19 protein-coding genes are annotated in these 20,987 nt (G+C 54.0%); 14 read left to right on the forward strand and 5 right to left on the reverse strand.

The window, feature by feature from the left end; translation table 11 throughout:
- Positions 1-100: 100 nt before the first annotated feature.
- Positions 101-664, reverse strand: a complete 564-nt coding sequence (locus ACO0LI_RS14895) for a hypothetical protein (protein ID WP_423033300.1) — start codon at positions 662-664, stop codon at positions 101-103.
- Positions 665-1,672: 1,008 nt separating this feature from the next.
- Between ACO0LI_RS14895 and zigA the strand changes: the two genes are divergently transcribed.
- From zigA to ACO0LI_RS14930, 7 genes are all read left to right on the forward strand, one after another.
- Entirely contained in the window at positions 1,673-2,935 is a 1,263-nt protein-coding gene (zigA, locus tag ACO0LI_RS14900) for a zinc metallochaperone GTPase ZigA (RefSeq protein ID WP_423033302.1), read from the forward strand.
- Positions 2,932-3,456 carry a DUF2796 domain-containing protein gene (locus tag ACO0LI_RS14905; RefSeq protein ID WP_423033304.1) on the forward strand — a complete coding sequence of 175 codons (525 nt, stop codon included), beginning with the start codon at positions 2,932-2,934 and terminating at the stop codon, positions 3,454-3,456. Before zigA ends, ACO0LI_RS14905 begins: the two co-directional genes overlap by 4 nt.
- Positions 3,456-4,175, forward strand: coding sequence for an ABC transporter ATP-binding protein (locus tag ACO0LI_RS14910; protein ID WP_423033306.1), 720 nt, complete (start codon positions 3,456-3,458; stop codon positions 4,173-4,175). Before ACO0LI_RS14905 ends, ACO0LI_RS14910 begins: the two co-directional genes overlap by 1 nt.
- A complete protein-coding gene (locus tag ACO0LI_RS14915; protein WP_423033308.1) occupies positions 4,175-5,473 on the forward strand; it encodes an ABC transporter permease in 1,299 nt (432 codons plus the stop codon). Before ACO0LI_RS14910 ends, ACO0LI_RS14915 begins: the two co-directional genes overlap by 1 nt.
- 16 nt (positions 5,474-5,489) lie before the next feature.
- Complete coding sequence (locus ACO0LI_RS14920) at positions 5,490-6,167, forward strand: DUF3299 domain-containing protein (RefSeq protein ID WP_423033310.1); 678 nt, start codon at positions 5,490-5,492, stop codon at positions 6,165-6,167.
- Between the two features lie 228 nt (positions 6,168-6,395).
- A complete protein-coding gene (locus tag ACO0LI_RS14925) occupies positions 6,396-8,480 on the forward strand; it encodes a TonB-dependent siderophore receptor (protein ID WP_423033312.1) in 2,085 nt (694 codons plus the stop codon).
- Positions 8,480-9,634 carry a DUF1624 domain-containing protein gene (locus ACO0LI_RS14930; RefSeq protein ID WP_423033314.1) on the forward strand — a complete coding sequence of 385 codons (1,155 nt, stop codon included), beginning with the start codon at positions 8,480-8,482 and terminating at the stop codon, positions 9,632-9,634. Before ACO0LI_RS14925 ends, ACO0LI_RS14930 begins: the two co-directional genes overlap by 1 nt.
- 243 nt (positions 9,635-9,877) lie before the next feature.
- On the opposite strand, the gene ACO0LI_RS14935 is transcribed toward ACO0LI_RS14930, so the two are convergent.
- The 3 genes from ACO0LI_RS14935 to ACO0LI_RS14945 all read right to left on the reverse strand — a co-directional run bounded on the left by ACO0LI_RS14935 (position 9,878) and on the right by ACO0LI_RS14945 (position 12,009).
- A complete protein-coding gene (locus ACO0LI_RS14935) occupies positions 9,878-10,672 on the reverse strand; it encodes a hypothetical protein (RefSeq protein ID WP_423033316.1) in 795 nt (264 codons plus the stop codon).
- Between the two features lie 141 nt (positions 10,673-10,813).
- Complete coding sequence (locus tag ACO0LI_RS14940; RefSeq protein WP_423033318.1) at positions 10,814-11,314, reverse strand: phage tail protein; 501 nt, start codon at positions 11,312-11,314, stop codon at positions 10,814-10,816.
- A 173-nt stretch (positions 11,315-11,487) separates the two neighbouring features.
- Positions 11,488-12,009: a DUF3224 domain-containing protein gene (locus ACO0LI_RS14945; RefSeq protein WP_423033320.1), complete on the reverse strand. Its 522-nt coding sequence runs from the start codon at positions 12,007-12,009 to the stop codon at positions 11,488-11,490.
- Between the two features lie 87 nt (positions 12,010-12,096).
- On the opposite strand from ACO0LI_RS14945, the gene ACO0LI_RS14950 reads away from it, so the two are divergent.
- From ACO0LI_RS14950 to ACO0LI_RS14975, 6 genes are all read left to right on the forward strand, one after another.
- Positions 12,097-12,927, forward strand: coding sequence for a DUF6597 domain-containing transcriptional factor (locus ACO0LI_RS14950; RefSeq protein WP_423033322.1), 831 nt, complete (start codon positions 12,097-12,099; stop codon positions 12,925-12,927).
- A gap of 179 nt (positions 12,928-13,106) precedes the next feature.
- Positions 13,107-13,940 (forward strand): lipase family protein, encoded by an 834-nt coding sequence (locus ACO0LI_RS14955; RefSeq protein WP_423033324.1) that lies wholly within the window; start codon positions 13,107-13,109, stop codon positions 13,938-13,940.
- Positions 13,941-14,261: 321 nt separating this feature from the next.
- A complete protein-coding gene (locus ACO0LI_RS14960) occupies positions 14,262-15,077 on the forward strand; it encodes an AraC family transcriptional regulator (RefSeq protein WP_423033326.1) in 816 nt (271 codons plus the stop codon).
- A 74-nt stretch (positions 15,078-15,151) separates the two neighbouring features.
- A complete protein-coding gene (locus ACO0LI_RS14965) occupies positions 15,152-16,057 on the forward strand; it encodes a DMT family transporter (protein WP_423033328.1) in 906 nt (301 codons plus the stop codon).
- Positions 16,058-16,202: 145 nt separating this feature from the next.
- Positions 16,203-17,510, forward strand: a complete 1,308-nt coding sequence (locus ACO0LI_RS14970) for a M20/M25/M40 family metallo-hydrolase (RefSeq protein ID WP_423033330.1) — start codon at positions 16,203-16,205, stop codon at positions 17,508-17,510.
- 78 nt (positions 17,511-17,588) lie between these two features.
- Positions 17,589-18,302, forward strand: a complete 714-nt coding sequence (locus ACO0LI_RS14975) for a hypothetical protein (RefSeq protein WP_423033332.1) — start codon at positions 17,589-17,591, stop codon at positions 18,300-18,302.
- A 453-nt stretch (positions 18,303-18,755) separates the two neighbouring features.
- Here the strand turns inward: ACO0LI_RS14975 and ACO0LI_RS14980 are convergent, their stop codons facing one another.
- Positions 18,756-19,988, reverse strand: coding sequence for a TCR/Tet family MFS transporter (locus tag ACO0LI_RS14980; protein ID WP_423033334.1), 1,233 nt, complete (start codon positions 19,986-19,988; stop codon positions 18,756-18,758).
- A gap of 75 nt (positions 19,989-20,063) precedes the next feature.
- On the opposite strand from ACO0LI_RS14980, the gene ACO0LI_RS14985 reads away from it, so the two are divergent.
- Entirely contained in the window at positions 20,064-20,726 is a 663-nt protein-coding gene (locus tag ACO0LI_RS14985; RefSeq protein ID WP_423033336.1) for a TetR/AcrR family transcriptional regulator, read from the forward strand.
- The last annotated feature ends 261 nt before the right edge of the window (positions 20,727-20,987 follow it).

Below are 20,987 nucleotides of genomic sequence, written 5' to 3' on the forward strand. Positions count from 1 at the left end.
TGAAGAAGTTGGGGATACAACTCCCCAATTCTTGATGAAAATCATGTTCAGCAGCACGTTTTATGCTTTGACTGGAACATGATTTTGTAATTGATGGAAATTAGAACTTAATCAGATGTTCCTTAACATCCCCTTGCCAGTCCAGTGTGGCGTAGATTTCCAGCATCGGTTCCGATATTGGCTTGCCGGCTTCGACACGGGCGGGGATGAAGAAATACAAGCCGTCATCGAGTTCATAGTCCTTGATTTGGGAGATAAGCGCAGCGTCGTAGCGACGCCGGTACACGAATGAAGGCGCCGAGCGCCGGGAATCAGTTTCCAATTCCCGGACAGATGAAAATGGCGTGCCTTCCCAAAAATAGTGCAGTTGTATGCCACCTTCAGGCAACACGTCGATGTTGCAATGGTAAAGCGGGCCTAGCGGCTCGGAACGCGATGCTTCCCATAGTGCCTCCATCAATTGGCTGAAGCTGCCTTCATATTCTTGCGTGTCGGAAGTGAGATCGTAGATATCTGTCTTGACGCGATCCTTCTCACCCGAGGTGATTGAGCCGGAATACCCGATGAATCCACTATCGAGTTTGCAGCGTATCGTACCGGATGGCAGCGCGCCTTTGATGCTGGCTTTGAACCAGTCGCGCAGATGGGCTTCTGCTTGTTTCATGTGAGCTTTCCTTTGCAATACCGTCCAGCCAGAACTTGTACGATTCTGAAAATTAGCTATTGACGATGAGCGCGCATTTTATACCCGAGTATGCGGTTCGCCAACAGCGTTATGACAAGGTTGATATGTAAACGTTCATTTCAGTCCAATATCACCCCACCGATCCAAATCATGCAAGTCTGAACGTCCTGGAGTGTCAGCAGACATGTGCTTCCAGACGCGTGGCGTAAGCTGAAGCCTCTCCTGCGAAGAGTTTGCCATTTTTTGATTGCACATCATATCAAGAAATTTTGTGACGATATGCGGAAAGGGAGGTACATTGCAATGCGCCGTATGTGAACGCCATGCACGGCACAGATTATTTGCCCCGGGGTATTGTGAGACCCATGCGGCGCATTGCAATGCGCCCTACATCACGACGTTGATTAAAGGCCAGCGTATGCGGCCAATGGAAGCACTTGTTCGCGGCTGAAGCCGCTCCTACGAAAAGTTTACCGTTTTTGATTGAGCACCTATCAAGAAATCTTGGAGCATCATGCATCCCGCGCTACAGTAGCCAGAAGCATCACTACAATGCCATCACACCCTCATTCATTTACATCTGAAGCAATTGCAACACTGTTGCAAAATAATTTGAATTACTTTATGATCTGAAAAATGCAATTGTGTTGCAAATAGAGTTGAGATAACAAACCATGTGCGTGCCTGATGCATGGCGGATGCTGCCTGTTTGCTTGAGGTGTTGAACTGCTGAGCTGCAGTCTATATGCACGCGGTTCAGAGCCGGGAAATTGTGGAATACCAGAATGCATGCGGACTGATTTCAGTCTGTTTTTTTAAACCAATAATGCAACAAAGTTGCATTTACAAGTAGAAGCAGCGCCAGAATCTCCGCGCTTCTGCCTTTAAAAAAACTGGCCTGAATTGCGATCCTCTATCAACACTAAATAACGCATCACCAACATCACCAGCATCACAGCCTAACCAAACCCAGACACAGGACCCATCATGCCCAACCCTACGCTCTTGCCCGTCACCGTACTCTCCGGCTTTTTGGGTGCAGGTAAAACCACCCTGCTGAATCACATCCTCAATAACCGTGAAGGCAAGCGGGTGGCGGTGATTGTCAATGATATGTCAGAGGTGAATATCGATGCAGACCTGGTACGGCAAGGTGGGGCGGAGTTATCGCGGGCGGATGAAAAGCTGGTCGAGATGAGCAATGGCTGCATTTGCTGCACCTTGCGGGAAGACTTGCTGATAGAAATCCAGCGGCTCGCCAGCGAGCAGCGATTTGATTATCTGCTGATTGAATCAACCGGCATATCCGAACCCATGCCAGTGGCTGAGACCTTTACCTTCAGGGATGAAGAAGGCCGCAGCCTGTCTGATATTGCGCGGCTCGATACCATGGTCACGGTAGTGGATGCGTATAACTTCTTGCGCGACTATGCGTCGGGTGACAGCCTTAACCAGCGTGGTACATCCATGGGGGAAGAGGATGAACGCACCGTGGTCGATCTGCTGGTCGAGCAGATAGAGTTTTGCGATGTCATCGTCCTCAACAAGGCAGACATGGTCAGTGCTGCCGAATTTGAGCGACTGAGCCAGATCTTGCAGGCGCTGAACCCGCGTGCAGATATCGTGCCTTGCAGTTTTTCGAATCTGCCGCTGGAGCGGATATTGAACACAGGCCGCTTCAACTTTGAACAGGCATCTGCCGCACCAGGCTGGCTGAAGGAACTGCGCGGCGAGCATGTGCCCGAGAGTGAAGAATACGGCATACGCAGCTTTGCCTATCGCGCGCGCAGGCCGTTTCACCCGCAGCGTTTCTGGTCTTGCATACACCAGGGCTTTGCGGGTGTGGTGCGGTCAAAAGGTTATTTCTGGCTGGCGACGCGCATGGATATCGCGGGCGAATGGTCACAGGCGGGTGGCATTTGCCGTCACCATGAAGCAGGCTTGTGGTGGTCTGCTGTCAGCAAGGCAGAGTGGCCGCAGGATGCAGATTACCAGCAGCATATTTTAAGCAAATGCATAGAACCACATGGTGACCGCCGCCAGGAGTTGGTGTTCATTGGTGTGGATATGGATCAGGCAGCGATAGAAACGACGCTGGATGCCTGTCTGCTGACAAATGCGGAAATGGAGCAAGGGCAAGCAAGTTGGGCCAGCTATGACGACCCTTTCCCATCGTGGATGGAGACCGATGATGACGAAGACGACGAAGTCAACGAGAAGGTCACGCAACAAATGGAAGTAACAACATGAACAAACTGATCCCCCTCGCCCTGCTCGCTGCATTGCAAGCGACAGTAATCAACAGCAATGCCCACGAAGCCCATGTACACGGCAGCGCGACTGTCTTGCTGGCGCAGGATGGCAACAAGCTGACGCTGGAATTTGACAGCCCCCTGGATAATCTGCTGGGCTTTGAACATGCGCCGCGCACGGACAAGCAAAAACAGGCCGCCAAGGCTTTGCTTGATCTCATGCAAAAGCCGGATACCTTATTGAAACTCAATGCCGAGGCAGACTGCCAGCTAGCCACGGTGAAAGTAGTTGCGCCTGTGCTGCAAACCACAGTGGCTACGACGGCAGCCAAGGATGAACATGCAAACCTGCATGCTGAATATGAGTATGCCTGCACCAAAGTCGCCGCACTGAAGTCGCTGCAACTGAGCTTGTTTGATGCCTTCCCTGCGATACACAAGGTCGATGCGCAAATGGCAGGCGCGCGTGGGCAGGTAGCAGCAACACTGACACCAAAACAGCGCATGCTGGCATGGTGATGTCTGCAATAGAAAAAGACAGCAGCACTGCACTGAGCCTGAGCAACGTGCAGTTTCGCTGGCAGGCCGGGCAGGCAGCGTGTCTGGACATAGAAAACTTGAGCATCAGCAAGGGTGAAAGCGTATTCCTGTACGGACCCAGTGGCAGTGGCAAGAGCACGCTGTTGTCGCTGGCGGGTGGCATCATCACGCCGCAGCGTGGGCAGGTCACGGTGCTGGGTAGTGACCTGGGTGCCTTGTCTGGCGCAGCGCGTGACCGCTTCCGGGTGGATCATGCGGGATTTATTTTCCAGCAGTTCAACCTTATCCCTTATCTGTCTATGCTGGAGAATGTCTTGCTGCCTTGCCGACTTTCGGTAAGAAGGCAGCAACGTGCCAGCGCGGCGCATGGCAGCCCGCGCGAAGCGGCAGTGGCTTTGCTGGATACGTTGGGGCTGGATGTCCACCTGTATCAGCGCCATGTCACAGGACTGAGCATAGGCCAGCAACAGCGCGTGGCTGCGGCGCGTGCGTTGATAGGCCAACCAGAAATCATCATCGCTGATGAACCTACATCGGCACTGGATGCTGACAGGCAAAAAGATTTTATCGCGCTCATTTTGCAGCAATGCGCCAGCCATGGCAGCAGCCTGTTATTTGTCAGCCATGACCACAGGCTGTCCAGTCAGTTTAACCGCGAGCTGGACTTGCAAAAAATCAACCGCGTGGAGCAGCACTGATGTTTTCGCAGTTATTTTCGCAGTTACTATATTTCTTGCGACTGGCAGGCAAAAGCGCCTGGAACCGCCGCCTGACGCTAGGCCTGATGCTGTTCGTCATTAGCCTGTCGGTCTGCCTGCTGCTGGCGGTTGAGAGGTTGCGTAATGATGCGCGTGAAGGCTTTTCGCATGCCATCTCAGGCACTGACCTGGTCGTGGGTGCGCGTACCAGCCCGGTGCAACTGATGCTGTACGCGGTTTTTCGCATCGGTGCGGCGACCAATAATATTGCCTGGCAAAGTTACCAGGATTTGCTGCATGACCCGGCGGTGGCATGGGCCGTGCCGCTGTCGCTGGGTGACTCGCATCGCGGCTTTGCGGTAGTGGGTACCACGCCAGATTATTTCAGCCGTTTTCGCTATGGTGATGCGCAAAGCCTGCAACTGCGGGTGGGGCAGGCTTTTGTCGGGGATGCAGATCATTTGTTTGACGCCGTCATTGGGGCAGATGTGGCAGACAAACTGGGCTATCAGGTCGGTACAAAAATCACGCTCAGTCATGGTACTGGCGATGCTGCTTTGGCTGAACATGCCGACAAACCTTTCAAGGTAGTGGGTGTACTGGCACGCACGGGCACACCGGTCGATCACAGCGTGCATATCAGTCTGCAAGCCATGCAGGCCATCCATCTTGACTGGCAAGGCGGCGCACCCGTGCCGGGCTTTTCTATCGCCGCCGAGCATGCACGTAAGTTTGATTTGCAGCCCAAGGAAATCACTGCCGTGCTGGTGGGGCTGCACAAGCGCAGCATGGTGTTTCGTTTGCAAAGGCAGATTAATACCAAGAGTGGCGATGCCTTGCTGGCCGTGCTGCCTGGTGTGGCGCTGGATCAGTTGTGGCAAGTCATCAGCATCATTGAACGGGTCTTGCTGGCGATGTCTTCACTGCTGGTGGTGCTGGGCAGTGCAGGCTTGCTGGCGGTGATGCTGGCCAGCCTCAATGAGCGCAGGCGTGAGCTGGCGATTTTGCGTTCTGCCGGTGCCAGGCCGGGGCACCTGTTTTTGATGCTGATGGCTGAGAGCCTGGGCCTGACCATCGCCGGCGCCATCAGCGGCCTGCTCTTGCTTGATGTGCTGACGCTGGCGGGCAAGGACTGGGTACAGATGCATTACGGCATCCTCATCAAACCCTGCATTCTCAATGCGACAGAAATCCCATTGCTGGGCCTGGTGGTGCTGATGGGCATGCTGACCAGCCTGGTACCGGCCTGGCTGGCTTACCGTAATTCGCTGGCGGATGGACTTATGCCGCGCCTGTAAAAATGAGAGAACAACGATGAAACCAAAACATCAATCCCGCTTTGCTTACCAGTTCTGGCTGGGCAGCGCCTGCTGCATTTTATTCATGCTGACTGCCTGGCTGCTGATGACAGCCAAAGCGGCGGAACCCAGCGGGCAATATAAAGTCGGGGACAGGCTGCCGCAGAATAAAGCTGTAGGATCATCTGCATCAGCAGCGCCCGCCAGCAAGCCTGCACCCGCGCCTGCCGCCAGCGAAAGCTACAAGGAAATCCGCTGGGAAGCCCTGATCCCCAAGAACTGGGACCCCAGCAAGGACTTCAAGAACCTGGACATGAATTTCCTCAACGACGGTGACCCACGCGCCATGGCCGCCTTGCAAACCATGCGCGAAGCCTGGGACAAGGCACCAGTCGAAGCCAGCCTCAATGGCACGCGCATCAGGATACCCGGCTTCATCGTGCCGCTCGACGGCGAACGCGGCAAGCTGCGCGAATTTTTGCTCGTGCCTTACTTTGGCGGCTGCATCCACACCCCGCCACCGCCTGCGAACCAGATCATCGATGTGGTACTCGACAAACCCGCGAAGATACAGATGATGGACGCGGTATGGGTCAGCGGTGTGCTGGAGACGACGCGTAGTGATACGTCCATGGGTAGCGCGGGGTATCGCCTCAAGGGGATGAAGGTGGAGGTTTATGTTTATCCGAAGTAGGTTATGCGAACCGGAGCAGGTTAGGCCGGAGCGTAGGTTGGGCCGTGATGTAGGTTGGGCTACGCCTCATCAGCCCAACACTGGGCCTCAGCAAACGTATACGTCATTTAAACGCCGAGTGTTGGGCTGATGAAGCGTAGCCCAACCTACGCCCCGGCCCAACCTACGGTATTTCAACCTTTCAATCTCCGTCCCCAAATCGATTTTTCAATTTTCCCAGGAACACCCATGCACTACAAACACCTCACCCTCCTCATCGCCGCCGCATACCCCGTGCTCACCCACGCCCAGGACCAACCCCAAACCGAAGTCCTGATCAAAGCCCAAAGACAAAACTACCGCAGCATCTCCGCCACTGGTGCCACCAAGACCGATGCCTTGCTGGCTGACCTGCCGCAAAGCGTGCGGGTCTTGACGGCTGATCTGCTGAAAGACAATGGCGTCACCAGCCTCAACAATGCGCTGGACTTGACGAGCGGCATTGCGCGGCAAAGCAATCTTGGTGGTTTGTGGGACAGCTATGCCATGCGCGGTTTTACCGGCGACCCTAATTTTGGGTCTGACTATATGGTCAATGGCTTCAGTTCCAGCCGTGGTTACAATGGCTTGCGTGATACTGCGAGTACGCAATCCATCGAGATATTGAAAGGGCCATCGTCAGCCCTGTATGGCCGTGGTGAACCTGGTGGCACGGTGAATATCATGACCAAGAAACCGCGCTTCAAGCCTGAGTATGATGTTGACCTGACGCTGGCCAGCCACCAGACGTACCGCATCGCTGCCGACCTGACCGGGCCAGTCAGCGATAACTTCGCCTACCGCATCAATGCCGCAGCAGAACAGGCTAACAGCTACCGCGACACCATCAGCAGCAAGCGCAGCTTTGTCTCGCCTTCGCTGGTATGGCTGATAGGCGAGCGCACGACACTCTCGTATGAACTCGAAGCCAGTGAGCAAAAAACACCGTTTGACCGTGGCGTACTGGCCGTGAATGGCAAACTGGGCCTGATACCCAATTCCCGTTTTCTGGGTGAACCAGGCGATGGCCTGATGACGGTGAAGTCGCTGGGGCACCAGGTGTTTGTGCAGCATGACTTTAACCAGCAATGGTCGCTGCAAAGTGGCTTGTCGTATCGCGACAGTGCACTCAATGGTTACTCTACCGAGGCAAATAATCTGCTGGCAGATGAACGTACCTTGCGCCGCCAGCGCCGCTACCGTGATTTTTCTGCGACGGATAAATCTGCGCGGGTGGAACTGGTGGGCAAGTTTGACACTGCGGCCATCAAGCACCATTTCTTGCTGGGTGTGGACACCTATCAGTTTGATGACAGCCGCGTGCAGTTGCGCCGCAATCCATCGGCCACCAACGCCTATGCCATCGACATCTACAATCCTGTGTATGGCAAGACTGCCGACCCGCTGACGCTGTCTGTCAACACCCTGGAAAACCAGCGTGCACGTGGCCTCTACCTGCAAGACCAGCTTGATCTGGGCACGCAATGGAAGGCGCTGCTGGGCTTGCGCAGCGACCATTATGACCAGACCCTGACGAATTATCGCGCATCAGTCGCCAGCAGCCAGTCACTCAGTGCCACTAGCCCGCGTGCTGGCCTGGTGTATCAACCCATAGCAGGCATATCGCTGTATGCGAATGTCGCAAAAGGCTTCCGCCCAAATAGCGGCATCAGCATCAGTAACACAGCCTTCCCGGCAGAAGAAAGCCGCTCTTATGAATTGGGCCTCAAGTTTGATACGCCAGACAACAAGACCAGCGCCACCGTTGCGCTTTACCGTATCAAGAAAAGCAATGTGCTGACCACTAACCCGGTCAATACCGATTTCTCGATTGCGGCAGGTGAAGTCGGCAGCAAGGGGCTGGAGCTGGATGTGGCGGGCGACATCGCCACTGACCTGCGCCTGTCTGCCGCCTATGCCTACACCGATGCGACCGTCACCAAAGGCGACAACACCATCATCACTGGCAGCCGTTTTCCGAATGTGGCAAAGCATAGCGCCAACCTTATCCTGAGCCAGTTATTCACCATAGGCACAGCCAGGGCCAGCGTGGGTGCAGGTATCAATTATGTGGGTGAACGCCTGGGTGATGTGGCGGTGTCTTCCAGCTTTGTGCTGCCAGCTTACACAACAGTGAAACTCATGTCTTCTTACAGCCCGAGCAAAACCACGCGGGTATCGTTGAATGTGGATAACCTGTTCAACAAACGCTATTACGCCAGTTCGTATAGCCAGTTGTGGGTCGCGCCGGGAGCTGAGCGCAATGTCAGCCTCACTCTGCATCAACAGTTCTGATGGACGTGGCCGCTCAAAAAACCAGCCAGCGCATCAGCAGCATCGATGCGTTGCGCGGCCTGGCCATGATGATCATGATGTTTGACCATGTGCGCGAGACTTTCTTTTTGCATCAGCAAGTCAGCGACCCTATGGATGTGGGCCAGACTGCACCAGCATTGTTCTTTACGCGGCTGATGGCGCATCTGTGCGCACCGGTATTTGTATTCCTGACGGGCTTGTCTGCATGGCTGTATGCAAACCCGCCATCTGGCCCTCGCGATGCCGGCGGCTTTCTGATCAAGCGCGGTTTGTTGCTGGTGGCACTGGAACTGACGCTAGTCAATTTCGCCTGGGTCGGGCAATTTCCGCTTGCGACGATTTACCTGCAAGTGATCTGGGTCATCGGCCTTTGCATGATTATCCTCGGCCTGCTGCACAAACTGCCGCCGCTCTTATTGGGCATTCTGGGTTTGCTGATCGTCACTGGGCACAATGCCCTGGCTGACCTGAGTTTTGCACCCGGCACCGTGTCGCATGCCTTGTGGACCTTGCTGCTGCATCGTGGCTATCTCATCAATGATGCGGCAATCAACATCAAGGTCAGCTACCCTCTGCTGCCGTGGATAGGCATCATCTTGCTGGGTTATGTTGCTGGCCGTTTGTATGCCGCAGACATCAGTGCACAACGCCGCCAGCGCCTGCTGACTATCCTGGGCATCACTGCCCTGCTTATGTTTGCCGTGCTGCGCGGTATAAATCACTATGGTGAAACCCAGCCATGGCAAAATCATGGCAACAGCTTGCTGACGCTGATGTCTTTCTTCAACCTGACCAAGTACCCACCCTCGCTGGACTTTGCCTTGCTGACGCTGGGCATAGGCATGTGCTGTTTAGCCTTGCTGGAAAAATACCCAGGCAAGTTAAGCCGCATCGCCAGCGTGTTTGGTGGCGCACCGATGTTTTATTACCTGCTGCATCTGTATGTCTTGCTGGGTTTGCAGAAGATAATGCTTGCTGCATTCGGTGCCAACCATGGACAGAGGTTTGGTGTCGATCATGTCTGGCAAATCTGGTTGATTTCTGCTGCCTTGATACCTATATTGTATTATCCCTGCCGCGCCTTTGCGCGTTACAAGCGGCAAAGCGGGAAGGCTTGGATCAGGTATTTTTGATAGGTAGGGATCGCCCAGTAGGGTGCGCCGTGCGCACCGTCGTCGCATACAAAAACGGTGCGCATGGCGCACCCTACGAAACCCGCAAACATTGCATGTCAAGGCTGTAACCTAACCATAACGGGAGGCGCATTGTAATGCACCGCACGGATATTCAAGCTACCGTGGCAGGCAATCTTTGCTATACACAACGATGACATGCGGCGCATTGCAATGCGCCCTACCTTACGGCTACGCTTATAGCTATGATTCAGAATCTACCGGAGCAGGCGGACAAAACCACGCAAGGTCCAGCCCATCCCGCGCCATTGCGGCTTCATCGAGTATGGGGGCAAATGGCACGACAGCCTGCTGCTCCAGTCTGGCATACAGCTCTCCCGCAAAGCGGTGTGCATAGTCTTCTTTGGTGGAGCTGGTCTTGCCATCCCATCCTTCATCCGTGCTGCGTTTGTAATCGATATGATGGCCAGTCTCATGCAAGAGTGTGCGGTACAAAATCGTATTGCGCATGGCCTGGGTATCAGATGAAATTGAATAGCCCCGGCGGGTGCGGGTGATGACATGGCCATCTTGCTGCAAGCGCGCCAGCTCACGCTGGCTTTCCTGGCTCAGCGATTTTGGCCATGTATAGCCAGCAAGATTATGCGCCTCAATGACAATGGCGGCACCAGGCTGCTTGCTTATCTCAAACGAGAATATCGCCCTTCCCCAGCACGGACGCAGGATACGCTGCTTGCGCGTGGGCTGGCGCAGCACGATGAAATCAAAAGCAGATAAGGCTTCTGCCGGGCAATGCGCAAGCACCCTGCAGATATCATCGATGCTGCAGGCATAAAAACAGTCAGACCGGGTTGGTTCGACAAAGAAACGCATTTCGCGCCCGGCGATATCGCGCCTGACCAGCACATGCGTAGTGAGCTTTTCGTAAAAAATTTCGCCCCAGGCTTCGGGCACGACCATGCGGTTGTCATTGCCATGACCCTGGGATTTGGTGCCTATATTTTTATTTCTGCGGGTGGGGTTCCAGGCGCGGTGCATAGATCTTGAATGATGTAGAGAACAGCATCGATTCTAATGCAATGCGCGTGATGTCGCCGGGCAGGGTGCGCCGTGCGCACCGTTTTCCTGACACGGATATGGTGCGTCAAGACGCACCCTACGGGGTAATTTCTTCCCGACTCAATATTTGACGATATACGTCAGCGCAAAATACGGGGGCCGGTTTTCATGGGGTTGATCGCCGCCGGTTTTATCGGTGCCATTAATGGGGGTGTTATACCTGGTTTCATAGGGGAGGTCGGTGTCGTCATCACCTTCAAACGAACGGTTGTGCAAGCCAAAATTGCCGCCGTTGATGGTGTGTGAATGCGATGGCAGTTGCGCAGTAGTCAGCGTCACGGCTTCGTAGCCACCAGTTGCGCTGGTAGGATAGTTACTCAGGCCTGCGCCTTGTCCTGCACCGACAACAAAGCGGCTGCGCAGGTCTGGCAGGGCACCGTTGACCAATAATGGGTACAGGTTGGGATAAGTTGCCTGATCTACGCGCGAGCCATCGCAAAGCAACCAGCCATTCGGCGCGTTTTGCCCCAAAAAGCTGGTTACCGTGCCAACCGGCATGGCGATCAGGGCAACGACCAGGGCGGCTTCTGCGGGAGTATCGGTATCCAGTGTATATGTCATCATCCATTCCTTCTTGGGTTGAATTGCACGGCAAGGGTCTTAAGCGATATCGGGCATGAGCACAACCAGAACAGGTGCCATTAATTGGCACAAGAATAATTGTTAATTAATTAAATCTCAAGCTTAATTCGCAAATGACGTGCAAAACAGGGGAAAGATGATCATTACTATCTTCAAGGCAAGCTGTATTCAAAGCTGTAAAAATGCTGGCCTTCCTTGATGTCTATACCCATGCTGCCACTGATACCTGTCAGCTCGTCGGTACCAGAATCAGGCACGACCTGTATCGTCAATTGCGGCTGACCACGGTTCATGGTGCCGGTGTGCATGAGCACGAAGCTGCCTTTTTTGCCTGCCAGAGTGCCGCTCACCCTTTCTATGGCGACATAACCCGCTGAGCCCTTGATCTCGCCCATGGCTGACATCATCTCACCCAGGCTGTGGGCTTGCAGCTCACCATGGAATTGCTTGTCTATCGTCATGCGGCCCAGTTTTGCAGCCTCGATGCCCGTTGCGGCAGCTTGCGGGCTGAGCTTGACTTCAAATGTGCCGCTGACCTTATGCGTGTTTTGCATGCGCTGCTCCTTTACAATGGTGGATGGGGATGCTGCAGTTTGTGCCATGGACATACCAGTATACAGACAGAAAGTGCTGGCGACGACAATAGCGATAGTGCTGGATAGTATGGTTTTCATCTCTGCTCCCTATGGAAGAATACATGAACAGGATTACACCAGAGTCATCATGCACAGGATAGTAAAAACGCGACAAGAGGCACAGAGATGAACCAGCCTGCTTCGACAATCACCAGCACAGACGCCGGCCAGGCACGCGGCGTGCTACGCCCGGCCTTTAGCGAGGGTGAATTCCAGCACCATCGCCAACTACCCTCGCCCGCACTGGCCGGGCTGGTCGCGCATTACTGGTATGTGGCCTGGGATTTGCGCGGCCTGCCAGCGCAGGAGCAGGCCACCCTGCCACATCCGAATGTGCACCTGGTGGTGGAAAATGGCCAGGCGCGCATCTACGGCGTACATAGCGGGCGCTTTATGCGTACGCTACAAGGCAAGGACAGAGTATTTGGCATCAAGTTCAAGCCTGGCGGTTTTTATCCATTTTATCGGCAGGCGGTGGCGCAACTGGGCAATACATCCATTGATGTGAGCGCTTGTTTTGGCAAAGACGGTAGAGACTTTTGCGCGCAGATACTTGCCGCAGATAATGTGCAAGCCATGTGCGCTGCGGCAGAAACATTCTTGCTGCGTCACCAGCCGCCAGCCGATGCGCAAATCGACCGCATTAGCACCTGGATGACGCAAATAGAGCAAGACCGCAATATCCTCACCGTCGAAGACGTGATGGCAATCGCAGACCTGGATAAACGCAGCCTGCAAAGATTGTTCCAGAAATACGTGGGCATAGGCCCCAAGTGGGTCATACAACGCTACCGCCTGCATGAAGCCGTGGCCCAGGTGCAGACTGGCAAAATCCTGAGCTGGACAGCCCTGGCGCTGGAACTGGGTTACTTTGACCAGGCCCATTTTGTGCGGGATTTCAGGCAACTTGTGGGGATGACGCCGGGGGAATATGAAAAGAGTTTGCAAGGCATTTGAGATAGGATTGATGGGGGGGATTAATGCGGGTATTAATGCGAGGATGACTGCGAAGATGACTGCGAAGATGACTGCGAGGATGAATGTGGCAGATCAATCGGCAATCATGATTTATTTGCAAAATAATTAAGTTTACACTATCTTGAAATGACCATCCCTGTCCTGCCACAGGAGCGCACATGCAATATGACCCCAGCAAAACTGCCCTGTTCCATCCTGAATCCCAGCCTGCCCTGCTGGGCACGGCATTACCCTGGACCACCCATGCGATTTGTGCCGAGCTGGCGCGGCTGGCTTACTGGCATTATGAAAAAGGCGGGCAGGTGCTGGAACATTTCCAGGGCATATTGACGCAAGCTCAGTTTGGTGAGGCCAGCTTGTTGCTGGGTGCAAATACCCAAACCCAGGGCTTTGCTGTCATCAAGGGTGACACGGCCTATATTGCCTTCCGAGGTACGCAGCCGGATGACCCGACTGACATTCTTATCGATGGTTTGTTCTGGCCAGTGAACTGGCAGGGTGATGGCCAGGTACATGATGGTTTTTTGCGTGCCTACGACAGCATCGCCACGCAGTTGAATGACTGGCTGAAAAACTGTACGGCGAACAAAATCTATATCACCGGCCACAGCCTGGGTGCCGCCATCGCCACACTGGCCGCAGCCCTGCTGCCGGACAGTAGGCTGGTGACGTTTGGCTCGCCGCGGGTGGGCAATGCCAGCTTTGCGGCCATGTTTAAAAACCGCCAGGTCGATCGCTATGTGAATTGCGCTGATATCGTCACCATCCTGCCGCCAGAATCCGAATATTATTCCCACGTGCGTGGCATGCATTATCTTGACCGCCACGGCGCACTGATTGCTGCCGCCAGCAATCTGGACATGTTGCAAGACCAGACCATCGCCAAGGCAGATTATCTGATAGCCCACGCGTGGCGCAGTGAGAATGTCGGTTTTCGTTCAATGGCAGATCATGCACCTGTCAATTATGTGCATGCGGTGTTGGGTTTGTGAGTGTTCATTTCCTGTAGATTTCTGTAGGTTGGGCCGGGCCTCGCTAGGCTACGTTTCATCAGCCCAACACTGGGCCTATAAATACTTATATAAGGCATGCGGAATGAAGCAAATTCATGGCTTGGTCTTATATGCTAAGGTACGTTCTTTAACCGCCCAGTGTTGGGCTGATGAAACGTAGCCCAACCTACGAAACTACGTCCCTACATCACGGTTAAATTGTAGTTCGCTTGTTATCCCCAGGCCAATTCAGGCGAATACTTGTCTCACCTGTTCTCATCAAAAATGCTATCCTAAGCCATCGCATCACCCGACATCATCATGCCCGCCAGCCCGCAAAAACAATTCACCATGCTGCCCTGCCATTTACCCGGCGTAGAAGCAGTGCGGGCGCAATCCAGGCACAGCTTTGGGCGACATATGCATGAGCAGTTTGGCATAGGCGTGGTCGTGCAAGGCGCACAGAAATCCCTGAGTGGCGTCGGCATGGTCGAAGCCATGGCGGGCGATACGATTACCGTCAATCCCGGTGAAATCCATGATGGCACACCCATAGGTGATAGCGGGCGCTGCTGGCAGATGCTGTATGTGGAACCCGCACTGATTGCCAGCCTCATGGATGACATCACGGAAGGCAAGACTGCGCGGGCAGAATTTTTCCTGCCTGTCATGCGTGACAAACGTATCAGCCAGGCAGTGCAGACATTGTTTGCAACCATGACATCTCCACAGGGGACGCATGCATCAGCAGAAGAGCAGATGCTCATGCTGTTTGCCAACGTCATGCAGCCCGCAAGCCTGCTCAGCCAGGGTGTGCAGGGTGTGCCGTCAGCCATACAGCGTGCGCGCAGCCGCATTGATGATGATCCGACCGCCATCCTCAGTCTGCAAGATCTGGCGCAGCAAAGCGGCCTGAGCCGTTTCCAGCTCTTGCGTGCTTTTGCCAAAGCCACTGGCATGACGCCGCATGCGTATATCCTGCAACGCCGCCTGCACCATGCACGCCGCCTGATTGCAGCGGGCATGCCACTGGTACAAGTCGCGGTGGATAGCGGCTTTGCTGATCAGAGCCACCTGACGCGACTGTTCGTGCGTAATTTTGGGATATCACCCGGGGTATATAGCTCCAGGAGCTAGCCTGCAATTTTATTCAAGACGACGCCATTTCAAGCTGGCACGCTGTAGCCTTTCCATACAGGGTGAGGCAGGCGATGTCAGACAGATTCACAGGATATATATATTTGTCGCTGGCGATGATCGTCGTTGGCAGTACGGTAGTCGCCAGCAAAGTCATAGGCAGTGGCTTGCCGGTGTTCACCGCAACGGCGCTGCGTTTTGCCATCGCCTTTCCCTGCTTTTTATTCTTGATGCGCGTCACCGGCGCGCGACTGCCCAGGCTGGGCAAGCGCGACTGGTTCTTGCTGGTCTTGCAGGCGGGCGCTGGCAGTGTCGGCTACACCACCCTGCTCATCAGTGGCATGCACCTGACATCGGCGGCCGATGCCGCTGTGATCATCGGCACCCTGCCCATTGTCTCTGCCGCGATTGCCATCGTCTTGCTGGGTGAAAGACCGCAAGCCAGTTTATTGCTGGCTGTGTTGCTGGCGGGTGCAGGCGTGTTGTCGATCGCTGTGCGGGCGGAAGGGGCAAATGCAGGTGCTCAGCATTCACTACTGGGCAATGCCCTGATCTTTGCTGCCATTGTTTGTGAAGGCTTGTTCATCCTGCTGAATAAACGCCTGAAGACGGCAATCCCACCTTTAGCCTTATCGACCATCATGACGGGCCTGGGTCTGGCCTTGTCCATCATCCCCGCCGTGTTTGAAATGCCGTGGCAGACGCCTGTCACCAGCAAGGCAGTATGGGCCGTTGTCTATTATGCGATGGTGCCGACCGTGGCCGGTTTTTTGCTATGGTATGCAGGCGCGGCCAAAGTCAGTGGCAGCGAAGCCGCACTCTTTACGGCCCTGGCCCCGGTATCTGCCGTAGTGCTGGCAGTTGTGGTGCTCGGCGAAGTGGTCAGCAGCAGCCAGCTTACAGGCATCGCCTGCGTGTTGCTGGCGATAGGTGGGATGGCGTTGTTTGGCAACCATGGTAAGCGTGGGAAGGATGCGTAGGGTGCGCCGTGCGCACCATCAACGTGTCAAAAAAATGGTGCGCACGGCGCACCCTACTGATGTTTTCTCTCTACCCCGTTACTTGTAAAACGGTGTACATTATGCATCTGTCCAAACCAGCCAACAAAGATATCAGGAACGCGCCATGCTCATCAAAAAAGTGCTCCCGTTTTGCATCGCTTTATCCATAGGCGCATTGACATCCACTGCCAACGCGCAAAGCCTGTCACCGACTGAACAAAAAATTGTCGCTGCTGTGCAGGCCAGGTCAGAAGCCGCGCTGCAACTGCTGGAGCGCAGCGTCAACATCAACAGCGGTACACTCAATCAAGCAGGTGTACGCGATGTCGGCAAGTTATTCAGCAATGAGCTTGAGGGCCTGGGCTTCAAGACCAGCTGGTCTGAAATGCCAGCGGCCATGAACCGTGCCGGGCATTTGCTGGCAGAGCGTGAAGGCAAGCAAGGCAAGCGCGTGCTGATGATAGGCCATCTCGATACCGTGTTTGAAAAAGACAGTGCCGTGCAATTGTGGAACAGGCAGGGCAACCGCGTGCGCGGCCAGGGCGTCAATGACATGAAGGGTGGCGACGTCATCATGATAGAAGCGCTGCGCGCTCTGCATGCCGTGGGCGCACTCGACAATACCCGCATACAGGTCATTTTCAGCGGCGATGAAGAAAGCCCGGGTCACCCGCTTGCCACCGCCCGTAACGACCTTATCAACGCCGCCAAACGCAGTGACGTAGCCCTGGCCTTTGAGGGTACGGCGCTCGATAAAAACGGTAATGCCACCGGCACCGTAGGCCGCCGCGCCTCTGGCGGTTTTGTGCTGGATGTGACGGCTAAACAAGGCCATTCTGCCTCCGTGTTTGGCCACAATGGCTATGGCGCGATTTATGAAACTGCACGTATCCTCAACAGCTTTCGCGAACAATTGATCGAACCTGACCTGACCTTCAACCCCGGCAATATCGTCGGTGGCACCGAAATCAGTTACGACAACCTGAGCAGCAAGGGTACAGCCTTTGGCAAGACCAATGTCATCGCCCCCAGCGCCCAGGTACATGGCGATTTGCGTTACCTCAGTGTAGAGCAGGGCCAGCGCGCCAGAGACCGCATGAAAGACATCGTCAGCAAAAACCTGGCTGGCACCAGCGCAACGATACGCTTTAACGAAAATTACCCACCGATGTCCCCCACGCCGGGCAACTACGCCCTGCTAGACCTGTATTCCAAAGCCAGTTTTGACGCAGGTCTCGGTGAAATCAAGGCCATCCCACCGGGTGAACGCGGCGCTGGCGACATCCAATTCGTCTCGCCCTATGTCGATAGCCTGGATGGCCTCGGCGCCACAGGTAGAGGTGCGCATTCACCGGATGAAGACCTGGATATTTCTTCGATACAAAGAGCGACGATCAGGACGGCGATTTATTTGTATCGGTTGACGCGGTAAACAGGAAATAAAATTTACTGATCTTTTGTGCAGTGCCATCATCAGTATCTACTTATTTTATGAAGGCTAGGAAAGTCGATGTTTGAAGAGAAATTGAATCAATATGCTGGCTTGATCAATGCCCTGCTTGCAGAAAGTATCAAGTGCTCACCTGCTTCGTGGTCAGAAGGATTTTTGCACATGGATAGTGATGGCTTGAATATCAATTACAAACTCAAGAATGCAAAAAGTAATGACAAAGCGCAAATCAGTGGTCCTTTAAGAGATTTGTGCGAAGAAGTCTATGTCGTCATGCGGCAAAATGGGGACATCTGGCGAGATGCAACCCTACATTTTTTTAAGGCAGACCAGGGCTGGAATTATAAAATCAATTTCAATTATTCAAACAAAGCAATAAAGAAACCCTGGTGGAAATTCTTTGCAAGTTCTTTTGATGAAAGCCTTTTTGAGGGAGTGTGGTACTCACTATCCCATGATAAAAAAGGAAGACGAAAAATGATGTCACGCTCCTCTTTCGCTCTTGATGGCACTGCAACGATACATTTTAAGATCAAATCCTCAGACGGTGCAATTTATGAAGAACAAGAATCCGGCTCCTGGAATTTACATGATGGTGTCCTGGTAAGGCAGATGATAGACAACAAGTATGGCAGTGAAAGAAAAATTCAAAATCCGATGATGTCTCTTTCAAGAAGCAAGATGAAATACAAAGACTCCATCAATGGCGTTGTCTATAATTTGGAAAAGGAAAGCAGCAAATTGATAGCAAAATGGGAGGCCTTTCTTCCGTAAGAGATTTTGCTTATTTTCATTTAACGGAACTTGCACAGATGGATCCCAGCCTGCGCTGGGATGACCTGAATATTGATTGCTGATTTACAGACGAAAATGCTTCGATACGGTTATAGGAACAAGGTTTTCATGTCATTGCACGCCACCTTACCGCCATCAATTCAAGAAAACCATACTCCCCACAACCAGCATCACCATCACCAGCAAACCCCAGACAATAAATTTATTTGAATTTTTGGTCGCAGACTTTTTATGGTGTTCAATAACGATAGGCCATATCAATAGATAATCGATATAGGACTTATTGTTTCCCTTCTCGCCGCCTTTTAAAACCCGCGAGACGCGATAAAAACAAGGATAAACCCGGGCAGGAGCAAGACAATTCCAACTACGTTATAAGCATAGGGATAGGTCGATAGCCATGATAAAAAGCTTTGCATAAGATTTTCTAACTCACTCAGCACTACGGAATCTTAAGCTTAGCACCAATGGCACCGCCAGCGCATACACCAGCATCACGCTGAGCCAGATCGCCCCTGGCCATTGTGACCGCACGACAAAATACAGCGTAGAGAACATCAGCGGGCCAATGATGGACGCGAGGCTGACGGCGGATGCCAGCACGCCCTGGAATTGCCCCTGCATGCCCTCATCGACCATGCGGCTTGCCAGCGACTGCAAGGCCGGTATGCCGACGCCGCCCAGCACAAACACTGGCATGACGGCAAATACCATCCAGCCCTGTTTGGCAAAAGCCATGACGACCAGGGCCAGACAGGTACCCACAAAGCCGGTCAAAATGGTGCCGCGCTCGCCCAGCAGTTTGACTGCAGGACCGGGCAAGAAAGCTTGCGCGAGTGCCTGACACAGGCCATAGGTGCCTAGCGACAGGCCTATCCACAGACCGTTCCAGTGGATGGCATCATTGCCCCACAGTGACCAGCAGGTGCCATACACCTCGCCCGTCATGCTGAGGATGAAGAAGAGCAGGATCACGGGTAGCAGGTTTTTCATGCGCCACGTCCAGCGCAATGGGCGCAGCGGGTTGAGTGCTGCCAGGTCCAGCTTCTCGCGGCTGGGTGTGCGTGATTCTGGCAAGACAAAAAAGGCCATCAGCAGGTTGGCCGCATTCAGGATCGCTGCTGCAATGAAAGGCAGGCGCAGGCCATAGTCACCGAGCACGCCACCAAGGATGGGGCCAATGATGAAGCCTGCCCCAAACACGGCATTGAACAGGCCAAAGCGACGCGCCCGCTGGTCTTCTGGTGAGATGTCGGTGATATAGGCCATGGCCACCGACATATTGGCGCTGCTCAACCCGGCGATGGCGCGGCCCAGAAACAGCATCCAGAGTTGTGGCGCGAATGCCATGACGAGGTAATTGATGGCAGCCCCGGCCAGCGAGATCAGCAATACCGGGCGACGGCCCAACCTGTCACTCAATGCACCGAGCACGGGCGCAAAGACAAACTGCATCACCGCATATAGCGCAGTCATGATACCTATGTAGGGCGCGACATTGTCGCCATGGGTGACCTCTGCCAGCAGGCGCGGCAGGATGGGGAAGATCAGGCCTATGCCGACAGCGTCGAGACCAATGGCGGCGAAGATGACCGCCAGGGCGCGGTTATTGCCCGCCCGTGCGGCCTGTGTATGCTGGCTGCCTGTACTTGTTAATGTATTCATAAAATGAGTCTTTCTAAATATGTACTTAATATAAATATATACTGAGTACATTTAATATATGCTATGATGCCGTCCATGTCAAACCCTACCGATCTCCGCACCCGCAAACGCCTGGCCATGCGCCAGGGCATCTCTGATGCCGCCACCCTGCTCTTCCAGGAGCGCGGCTTTGATCATGTGACGGTGGATGAAATTGCAGCGGCGGCTGACGTGGGGCGCATGACGGTGTTCAATCACTTCCCACGCAAAGAAGACATGTTCTTTGACCGAGATGAAGAGGGGCGCGAAATGCTGCGCGAGGCTTTGCGCCAGCGCGACCCTGCTATTTCTCCAGTTGAAACCTTGCGCCTGCTTGCACATAAACTGGTGGCAGACGAAAGCCCTTATGTCAGGTTCGCCGCCGGTGCCAAAGGTTTTATCTCCCCAGGCAGCCAGGGCTTTATAGAAACCATAGAAGGCAGCGACACCCTGAAGGCACGCGCCAGGGCTATACGCGATGAGATAGCCCAGGTCGTGGCAGAGGCAATGGCCTTATCCGTCAAGCGCGAAGCTGGCGACACCGACGCCATACTGGCCGCCAACCTGTTGCTGGCGACATGGACGGTCGCACTGATACAGGCGCACCAAAGCTTCAGGCAAAAGCAGGATGCGGCAGAAGCGAAAGCGGTTTTTCTGGCGATAGTGGATAAAGGCAGTGCCGGGATCAAGGCGGCTTTAGCGGGGACGGTTTATGCTTGAGTTTAACTGCATGAATGCAGGAACCTGATGTTGCTGCGGCATCGTGATATCGCCCGTATCCATACTACTGAAGGCTACTCACTATCGTTGATAACGGCATTTACGCAGATGGATCCCAGCCTGCGCTGGGATGACCTGAATATGTGTTGCGGTGCTTTAAACTCCAGGGCTTCGATACGGTTATAAGAGCCGCACGTTCATTCTAAATTCGCACCCTGCTGACTGTTCCTCTGCGTTGAGTGGCCTTTACGTTTTGTCCGC

This window comes from Undibacterium sp. Tian12W (assembly GCF_049339405.1).
Taxonomy (GTDB): Bacteria; Pseudomonadota; Gammaproteobacteria; order Burkholderiales; family Burkholderiaceae_D; genus Undibacterium.